This window comes from Microbacterium hominis NBRC 15708, assembly GCF_001592125.1.
Lineage (GTDB): Bacteria > Actinomycetota > Actinomycetes > Actinomycetales > Microbacteriaceae > Microbacterium > Microbacterium hominis.
The window spans coordinates 1-2,058 of the sequence record NZ_BCWI01000044.1; the positions used below are offsets into that span (position 1 = coordinate 1).

The following is a 2,058-nucleotide window of genomic DNA, read 5'->3' on the forward strand; positions in this document are numbered from 1 at the left end:
TGCTGCTCGGCCTCTCAGCCTCACCCGCAGGGCAACTTCTCTATCTTATCCCTCTCGCGCATCTTGTCAAGTCGGTGTCTCAGGATCCGAGGATCCGTGGTGACGACCGCTGGCAGCGGGTGCACGGGGGAAACCCTCATCCCAGACCGGATGGTCTGCCCTCGTGGAGGGTGTGGGATGGAGATCGGTTCTCCGCTTGAGGGGGCGAGGCCTTCCGGCCCTTCGCTCTTCCCTGTGGGGCGAACGGATACAAACTTAGGTCGGATCCGCGCCGGCGGCAAATCACACCGGCATCCCGGGCGTGTCGCGCGCTCCCCGGCGTCTGTCGACGCGGCGTCGCGGCGATACTGGCGGTATGCGCATCCCCGTCGGCGACGGCCCGGCCTGTCCTCTGTGCGGGGATCGCCTGGGCTTCGAGGTCCTGGACGACGAGAGGTTCCTCGTCGCCTGGTCGTGTCTCACGTGCGGGCCCGTCCTCACCACGGAGCCGTAGCCGGCGCCCCTCTCACCGCCGCGGGGTCAGAGCCGACGATCGAGTGGGCTCGTCCGTCCGCCGCGCATGGTGAGCGCAGTGGCGAGGGTGATCCCCACCAGCACCGTCACGTATCCGGAGAAGACCCACGGCGTCGCCGCGGTGGCGTGGTAGATCAGCGGCGCCGTTCCACCGAAGAGGGAGTTGGCCACGGCATAGCCGAAGCCGACGCCGAGAGCACGCAGCTGCGGAGGGAAGGCCTCGGCCTTGACGATCGTGTTGGTGGCGAGATAACCGGTGAGCACGGTGAACACCGCGACGAGGGCGGCGAACAGCACCCACGGATCGAGGAGTCCCCCGGCCACGGCGACGACCGGGCCGATGACGATGACGCCCGCTACGCCGAAGAACACCAGCAGCGCCTTGCGCCCGACGCGATCGCTGAGCGCGCCGCCGACGGGCTGCAGCACCATCAGCACGATCAGCGCGAGCAGGATCGCGGTCGTGCTGGCCCGCTCGGCTGCCGCACCCCCGGAGCCGTACGCGGCCTCACGCGACACCGCCGGCACCGTGACGGTGAACGTGTAGAAGGCGGCCGTCCCGCCGGAGGTCATCAGGACGACCCACAGCAGCGGACGCCACCCCTCGCGCAGGAGGACGGTCAGGGTGACTCCCGCCGTGGGGCGACGCCGCTCCCCCGGCATCCGCCGCGCGACCAGCAGGGTCGACAGCCCGGCGAGCGCACCGATGCCGAACGCGACCCGCCATCCCCACACGGACACCTCTGCACGGTCGACCGATGTGAGCAGCACCAGCAGCGTCGCCTGCGCGAGCACCTGACCCGCCACGATCGTCGCCGTCTGGAACGAGGAGAAGAAGCCGCGTCGGCCGTCGGTCGACACCTCCGAGAGGTACACCGCCGACACACCGTACTCTCCGCCGGTCGCCACGCCCTGCACGAGCCCGACGAGCAGGAGGATGCCACCGGCCGCCGCGCCCGCGTCCGACGCCGTCGGACTCACCGCCAGCACGGCCGACCCCGCCGACATCAGCAGGACGCTCGACACGAGCGCGAATCGCAGGCCTCGCCGATCGGCGATACGTCCGAACAGCCAGGACCCCACCGGTCGCATGACGAAGGTCAGCGCGAAGATGCCGTAGACGTAGACGAGTGAGCCCCCGTCGGCGGGGTCGAAGAACTCCGTCCGGAAGAACGGCGCGAACGCCGCGAAGACGTAGAGGTTGTACCACTGCACGAGGTTCGGGAACGACCCGCTGAGCAGCATCCGGAGACCTCGGGAGCGAGCCGGATCGACGCCGGCCGCCGGCGCGGCAGAACTCATGCGCTCACTTTAAGGGTGCTCCGCGGTGCGCCGGTGCGCCGGTGCGAGCGGGCCGGGACCTCAGACGTTGAAGCGGAACTCCACCGGGTTACGTCATGGATAGGCGTTTTCCGCAGTGCCCCTCCTCTCGCCCCCCACGCGCACGCAGCCCAGGTTCAAGAGCTCCGCCAAGATCGCCGCTGAAGTAGTCAATCTGACAGTCGTCGCGAGCAAGAAGCTCGCTCCCGCAGCGCCGATCGGCGG

2 protein-coding genes are annotated in these 2,058 nt (G+C 69.5%); one reads left to right on the forward strand and one right to left on the reverse strand.

Annotated elements, in window-relative coordinates:
• The first annotated feature begins 355 nt into the window (after positions 1-355).
• Entirely contained in the window at positions 356-493 is a 138-nt protein-coding gene (locus MHO01S_RS16725; RefSeq protein WP_167626545.1) for a hypothetical protein, read from the forward strand.
• 26 nt (positions 494-519) lie between these two features.
• Here the strand turns inward: MHO01S_RS16725 and MHO01S_RS16115 are convergent, their stop codons facing one another.
• A complete protein-coding gene (locus tag MHO01S_RS16115; protein ID WP_060958591.1) occupies positions 520-1,815 on the reverse strand; it encodes an MFS transporter in 1,296 nt (431 codons plus the stop codon).
• Between the last annotated feature and the right edge of the window lie 243 nt (positions 1,816-2,058).